We start from the raw sequence: 7,122 nt of genomic DNA on the forward strand, positions 1-7,122 counted from the left end.
AGAAATTTTGAAAATAGGTGGTATTGAGTATCAAGTAGCAGGTATTGAGTATCAAGTAGCAGGTATTGAGTATCGAAAGGAGATAAAGATAACAGAGGAAATTACTTAGCTGTTGTCAGTATTGCTCACTGCGGAGATATCTCCTGCCGTCGATATGAATCCCCTCTTCCCGAGCCTGGCTGTCGGACGGTAGGGTGAGTTGGAAATGCAAAATTTAAGAAATGGTGTTTCATAGCAGAAACATTGTACCAAGGGGCGGGACTTTTAACTTGATCTATATGCGATCCCGATATTCTGAGAGGGATATCTAAAAAGACAAAAAAACATTATCACTTCGACAAATTAGGAGGAGACTTGTCTGTCAACAGGCAGGTCTCTCTTTCCTAAGTACTCTAGAGAGAGCCTTTTCCCATGAACCTTTTTTGGCACCCTCATTCCGGATTGTAAAGCAGCATCGCAATCGGCGAACACCTTATGTGAGCAAAATGCTATTTTGTTTTAGTTGGACGAACTTCAATTTTAGATGGAAGTACATTTGGATTGAGTTTCAATAAATCGACCACTATTTGTCCAATATCTTCAGGTTGTATTTTCCAGCCGTCAGCGTCGTTTGGCACATGCTCATTGAAATGAGAAGTTACAGAACCAGGCATAATGGTGGTTGTTTTTACATCATAATCACGTAAATCCAACATGGCGGCCTGTGTAAACCCAACAACCCCAAATTTAGAAGCATTATATGCCGCACCACCTGCAAAAAAATTGGTGCCGGCCAGACTTGCAATGGAAATGTAATGACCTTTGTTTGCTTTCAGTTGTGCTACACTTGCTTTCAAAGTATGGAAAACGCCCGTTAGGTTGGTGTCAATCATGGCATTCCAATCTTCCAGACTTAATTCATCAATTGGAGCAAATTTACCCAGTCCCGCATTAGCAATTACAACATCCAGTTTACCAAATTTACTTACAATCTGTTCTACAGCCTTTTGTTCATCTTCGAAATTCCGAACATCAGAAGCGATAATCAAAACATCGCTTCCCAGTTCAGCTTTTAATTTTTCAGTATCTAATGCTTTTCTACCAGATATAGCAACTTTTAAACCGGCATTTATTAATGATTTGGCAATGCCGAGGCCAATTCCCTTAGTGCCTCCGGTAATGTAGGCCACTTTATTTTCTAAATTCATATCATTTGTTTTTTGCTGCGAAATGTAAAATTAAGCTATTTCTCCTTCTCGAAAGCATTTGCATAGACGTCATTTTAGGCGGAAACCTTCATCATTCGTCTTGCTGAGTGTAACGAAGCATCCCATTATAAAAGTAACACTTTTCTTGTGGGTTGCTTCTCTCGTCCAAAGCGAGAGAAGAATGGCGCATATGGGTTAATCTAAATTGACGAACAGCGCTCTAACCGGTTTAGATTATTAATAATTTTCCTGAATAAACTTCAAAAGATTATTTACATAAACTTTAGTTTCCCCCGGATTATTCACATTGTTGTTTAAAAAAGAGAAAACATATTTTTTACCAGATTTGCCAATAATATATCCGCTGGTATTATAGGTGTTTTCCAGACCTCCTTGTTGAGCATATATATTATCTGTTTTGTTTCCTCCGAATATCTTAAACATAAGATCCGGATTGTTGACTTTTGTATTTATCTGTTCAAGCGCCGCAACAATAGTATTTGGTGTGCTCATATTTAACGGAGAAAGACCACTGCCATCTTTCCACGATAAGTTTTCTTTTGGAAAAGTAAAGTACTTTAAAGACTCCTGAATTCCTGCTTCGGTTGAGAGTGGTTTATTTAAACTTGCACAATAATTAAGCAGGAGCTGTTCGCCAAACAAGCTTTCGTTATTTTTTAGCAAAGCTTTATATACATTCAAAGTTTTAGCATTGTATTTAACCGAATATTTAGCAGGGATGTTTGCTTTTTGAATTGCTACTACAGAAGTTGTGGAATGTCCGGCCGCTAAAAGTGTGTCGGTTAGTAAACCTGCCTGTAATGATGGGTCGAGTGTTAAAGGGATTTTCTGGAAATAACCCGATTGAAGGTTTGCGGGTATTCTTAAATTATTGTTTTCCGCAAGCCTGCTTATTCTTTTAGCTCCATTGGAAGTGGTGTTTTCCGCAAAATACATTGTTGCTAAATCGGGACAGATATTGCTTTTTCCATTTGGCAGTATTTTATAAGAAACCACATTTCCATAAATCGGGAAATCAGTTATTTCTGTCTGAATGTCTCTGTCGTAATTATCCCAGGCCCATTTTTCTCCGAACTTTCCGCCTTTATAACGGCCATGTGCAAGATAAATGTGCTTGCTGGTTTCTTTAAGAAAATCAAATGCCGGTTGTTTGCTGAATTCGCTATGCAAAAAGGTTGGGTCGCCCATTGGCCAAATAATGAGGGAATCAGCTTTGATTACATACTGAAATGATGCAATAGAATCCTTCAGGATATGTAGCCCTCCCAGTAGAGTAAATATTTTTGTATTGGATCCTAAAACAAAGTTTTTGTTGGCATTATGTTCATAAACCATACTTCCACTTTGCATATCTTTAAGTACAAAGCCCGTTAGGTAACTATTCTCGGTTTCAGTAAATTTTTGAGCAAGAGGATTTACCCCGGATTGTTTTTTCTTTTTCTGCGAAAAGCAGGGATTAAACATTAAAGAAGCCAATAAAAAGAGGCTCAGGAATTTGTTCATAGGAGAAATAGTATGTTCTGATTACGCAAAATTCAGCTAAATCTTAGTTAAAAACAATAAATATTTAAAATCAACACAGAAGTTGATAAATTGTTGTACTAATAACGATGACTTTCCTGTTTAAGATATTGACTGTGTTATTTTTTCTTCTGAACGTTCAAGCAAGCAACGCTCAGCCTGAAGATGCATTTTCATTACCTGAAGGGAAAAAGAGAGTGAGACTTCCTCTTATAAAATCGGGAAGTTTAATCATTTTACAAACTTATTTAAATAAAAAGGGGCCCTTTAATTTTGTATTGGATTCTGGAGTGGACCTGATGCTGATCACAGACGCTTCTTTAAAAGATTCGTTGAATCTGGATTATATTCGTAGGATAGAAATAGGTGGTTTGGGAGAGCAAAAGGAGCTTGTGGCTTTTGTTACACCAGGTATACATGTAAAAATAGGTAAGATAGAAGCAAAAAGATTGGGCGCAGTTATTCTCCAGGATCAGCAGACTAACTTATCTGCATATGCCGGAATGCCCATTCACGGTTTAATAGGGTTCGATTTTTTTAACAGTTTTACTGTTAAAACTTCTATTCAGTATGGTTATATGATTTGTAGTGATAAGCACTATGAATTGTCTAAAAAAAGAAATATCCGTATACCGATATCTTTAGAAAAGCGAAGGCCATATTGCAGCGTTAATATATTAACCCATGAAGGAAAAACCTATCCGTTAAAATTGCTTATCGACTCAGGCGGTGAACATACACTGGCTTTAGAGACCTGGGAAAATAACAGTTTTCCCCTTCCCGACTCTACCATTAGTGGTTATCTGGGCATGGGATTAGAAGGCCGTATAAGGGGGTATTTTGGCAGGATTAAGGAACTTAAAATTCAGCAGTTGTCGATTCGTAATTTACTGACTTCGTTTCCTGTTTTTGAAGATGTAGGAGAGAAAGTGAGTCGGTCTGTAGCCAGAAACGGAAGTCTGGGGAGTCAGTTCCTACAGTATTATGATGTAGTTTATGATTATAAACGTGGATATATAGCCCTATCGCCTTATTTTAAAGAACTTCCGGAGGTAGAATACAATATGAGTGATATAGAGATTGTAGCAACCGGAGAGAAATACAACCAATACAAAATCAGCAAGATTACCGGCAATGGAAGCCATGAAGATTTACAGGAAGGAGATATTCTTTTCAGTTTAGATTCTAAGTCAGCATCGGTGTTGAGGTTAGATGAAATTTACCAGATATTACGGTCAGGCAATGGGAAACGTATACCCATTACAGTTAAACGTAACAATCGCATACACAAAACTGAGATCAGGTTAGAGAAAAAGATATAATTATTCCAGAATAATTATATTGGGCATTTATTAAATAGTGTATGAATAAACTCTTTCCGAAAATAGCTTTCGCTTGTATGGTATCGTTGATAGCGATATCGTCTTGCAAATCTAAAAAGAAAGCAACTAAAAATGCGACACCTATTGTCCTCCAGAAACCACAGCCTAAGCCAGGTGCTTTAAAAGCTTTTTCCGAAGTGATAAAATCCAATGCTAAAAGAGATAGTGGTTTGTTCAACGTCTATTCACTGGATGACAAATTCTATTATGAAATTCCCGATTCGTTATTGGGACGTGAGATGCTGAGTGTTACCCGCTATGCTAAAACCCCTCCTAAAGATGGGACTTATGGTGGAGAAGAAGTTAACTCGCAGGTTTGGATCTGGGAAAAGATAGGGAAGAAAATATTAATAAAGGTACCTTCTTACACCAACGTTGCCGGTAAAGATTCTGAGATGTACGAGTCGGTAAGAAATTCTAACCTTGCTCCTATTTTAGCCTCTTTTGATATTAAAGCTTACGGAAAAGATTCGAGCAGCTGGGTAATAGAGGTAAATGATTTTTTTGCAAAAGACATAGCTGCGATTGGCCTTCCTCAGGCAGAGCGATTAAGCTATAAAGTACAGCGTATAGATGAATCCCGTTCGTATATTGATACCGTGAAGTCTTTTCCGCTGAATATAGAAGCCAGAACGGTAAAGACCTATATTGCAACGGCGCCGCCGGGAGACCAGTCTTTAGGCTCTTTAACCATAGAGTTTAATACATCTATGGTGCTTTTGCCCAAAATAGCTATGAAACCACGGTTATACGATCAGCGGGTTGGATTCTTTTCTCAGCGACAGACAGATTATGGTTTAGACCAGCAGAGAGCTGCACAAACCAGATATATAAGAAGATGGAGGCTGGAGCCTAAAGATCCGGAAGCGTATAAACGGGGCGAGCTGGTAGAGCCTAAAAAACAGATCGTATTTTATCTGGACCCGGCAACACCAAAAAAGTGGCGACCTTATTTAATACAAGGTGTTAAAGACTGGAATACGGCTTTTGAAGCTGCTGGCTTTAAAAATGCCATAACTTGTCTGGAAGCACCAACTGATGATCCGGACTGGTCGCCGGAAGATTCCCGTTATTCGGTAATCAGGTATTTTGCATCTAATATTCCAAATGCATATGGTCCACACGTGGCCGATCCGCGATCGGGAGAAATCATAGAATCTGATATTGGTTGGTATCATAATGTGATGAACTTATTGCGGAATTGGTTTTTTGTGCAGACAGCTGCGGTAAATCCAGAGGCCAGAGCGCCCAAGTTTAAAGACGAAGTGATGGGGCAGTTAATCCGTTTTGTATCTTCACACGAGGTGGGGCATACGCTGGGATTAGCACATAATTTTGGATCCAGTTCGGCCTACCCGGTCGACTCGTTACGTTCGGCCAGTTTTACTCAGAGAATGGGTGGAACCGCACCTTCTATTATGGATTATGCCAGGTTTAATTATATTGCGCAACCGGGAGACAGAGGTGTTCTGTTGTATCCGGGCATTGGACCTTATGATAAATGGGCTATCAAATGGGGATATACCTGGTTTGACGAGAATGAGTCTGTTGAGGAAACAGCCAAAAGACTGAATAAATGGACCATAGCACAATTGAAAGATCCTATTTATTTCTATGGAAGACAGGGTTTGGCCTCAGACCCAAGGTCGCAGTCCGAAGATTTGGGTGATGATGCCATTAAAGCTTCCCGATATGGCATCGCGAATTTAAAACGTATACTGCCGAATATAGAGAAATGGACCTATCAGGAAGGCCAGCCTTACAGCGATTTGGTTGAACTGTATCAGGAAGTTATTGTACAGTTTAACCGTTATATGGGACATGTCAGAACCAGTATTGGTGGAATCTATGAGAATCCGAAAACTTACGATCAGGAAGGTAGTGTGTTTACCCATGTGGAAAAAGCCAAACAAAAAAACGCTTTGAAGTTTATTGCAGAAGAAGCCTTTAAAACACCGAATTGGTTGATAGATGAAAAACAGCTTTCTAAAATAGATAATGGGCAAATGTTTTCTTCTGTAACAGCTATGCAAGCCAATATTTTAGCTGGAATTATAGAACAGGGCAGATTATCACGAGTACTGGATAACACCCGTAAAAATGGAAATAAAGCATATTCTATACAAGATTTATTTACCGATCTTAAAAATTCGGTGTGGACAGAATTGACTGCTGGCGCAAATATAGATAGCTATAGAAGAAGTTTACAAAGAACTTATATTAACCGGTTAGAGGCTTTGATGAATCAAACCGGTGCCGATATTTCTGATGTGAAGCCAATGGCTCGCGAGCAGCTTAAGATTTTACAAGCAGACATTAAACGGGCATTGCCAAAATATAATGATACTTTATTAAAAGCGCATTTAAATGATGCTTTAGCAAGAATAGATAAAGTCTTAAATCCTAAGTAGACGTATAAACACAAAAGGCAAAAAGGCAACCGGTGAAAATCGGTTGCCTTTTTTGTTATAAAAAAGTGAAAATTTTTTGTAACGAATGGACAGGTACTGCAATCTTATTTAAAAAACCAGAAACTAATTATTAAAAGAAATCGATATGAAAACTCTAAAAAACATTTACCTGATACTGGCCTTGATGTTGGTTAGTAGTATGTCTTTTGCCAAAGACAAAAACAGTGCTCAAAAAACACTGGCTTTTAGTGTAGACAATTATATCCAATCGCTTAAGTCAGGATATAATGAAAACCTTGCAGATATACTTTCTGATCAGGTTAAAATTAATATTAACAGAAACGGGCAACTGTTAACTTATGGAAAAGAGCAGGCTTTAAAACACAATAAAAATGCTTCTAATGTTGTCCAAAACTGTGATATTACCCACAATGTTATTACTCAAAGTGATAACTATGCAATCGTAAACGTAAGCATGAAATACGAACATTTTACCCGGGAGAATATTATTTCTTTAACTAAAACAGACAGAGGCTGGAAAATAACTGAAGTGAATTCTGTTTTTAAATAATATTGGTTTAGCTTGTAAAGAGGGTGTCT

At 38.1% G+C, this 7,122-nt stretch carries 5 protein-coding genes; 3 read left to right on the forward strand and 2 right to left on the reverse strand.

Annotated features, from left to right (window positions below):
* Positions 1-488 precede the first annotated feature (488 nt).
* A complete protein-coding gene (locus tag ABWO41_RS13560; protein ID WP_353138980.1) occupies positions 489-1,187 on the reverse strand; it encodes an SDR family oxidoreductase in 699 nt (232 codons plus the stop codon).
* 237 nt (positions 1,188-1,424) lie between these two features.
* Positions 1,425-2,711 carry a D-alanyl-D-alanine carboxypeptidase gene (locus ABWO41_RS13565; RefSeq protein ID WP_353138983.1) on the reverse strand — a complete coding sequence of 429 codons (1,287 nt, stop codon included), beginning with the start codon at positions 2,709-2,711 and terminating at the stop codon, positions 1,425-1,427.
* Positions 2,712-2,845: 134 nt separating this feature from the next.
* Between ABWO41_RS13565 and ABWO41_RS13570 the strand changes: the two genes are divergently transcribed.
* The 3 genes from ABWO41_RS13570 to ABWO41_RS13580 all read left to right on the forward strand — a co-directional run bounded on the left by ABWO41_RS13570 (position 2,846) and on the right by ABWO41_RS13580 (position 7,093).
* The gene (locus tag ABWO41_RS13570) at positions 2,846-4,051 is read left to right on the forward strand and encodes a retropepsin-like aspartic protease (protein WP_353138986.1); all 1,206 of its coding nucleotides are present in this window, start codon (positions 2,846-2,848) and stop codon (positions 4,049-4,051) included.
* Between the two features lie 41 nt (positions 4,052-4,092).
* Entirely contained in the window at positions 4,093-6,522 is a 2,430-nt protein-coding gene (locus ABWO41_RS13575) for a zinc-dependent metalloprotease (RefSeq protein ID WP_353138989.1), read from the forward strand.
* A gap of 145 nt (positions 6,523-6,667) precedes the next feature.
* Positions 6,668-7,093, forward strand: a complete 426-nt coding sequence (locus ABWO41_RS13580) for a DUF4783 domain-containing protein (RefSeq protein ID WP_353138992.1) — start codon at positions 6,668-6,670, stop codon at positions 7,091-7,093.
* Positions 7,094-7,122 lie beyond the last annotated feature (29 nt).

This window comes from Pseudopedobacter sp., from assembly GCF_040392825.1.
In the GTDB taxonomy this organism is placed as follows: domain Bacteria; phylum Bacteroidota; class Bacteroidia; order Sphingobacteriales; family Sphingobacteriaceae; genus Pseudopedobacter.

What these genes read in the sequence shown, in the direction of transcription:
- ABWO41_RS13575 (WP_353138989.1), top strand. Translation starts at nt 4,093, where the DNA reads ATGAATAAACTCTTTCCGAAAATAGCTTTCGCTTGTATGGTATCGTTG.
- ABWO41_RS13580 (WP_353138992.1), top strand. Translation starts at nt 6,668, where the DNA reads ATGAAAACTCTAAAAAACATTTACCTGATACTGGCCTTGATGTTGGTT.
- ABWO41_RS13560 (WP_353138980.1), bottom strand. Translation starts at nt 1,187, where the DNA reads ATGAATTTAGAAAATAAAGTGGCCTACATTACCGGAGGCACTAAGGGA.
- ABWO41_RS13565 (WP_353138983.1), bottom strand. Translation starts at nt 2,711, where the DNA reads ATGAACAAATTCCTGAGCCTCTTTTTATTGGCTTCTTTAATGTTTAAT.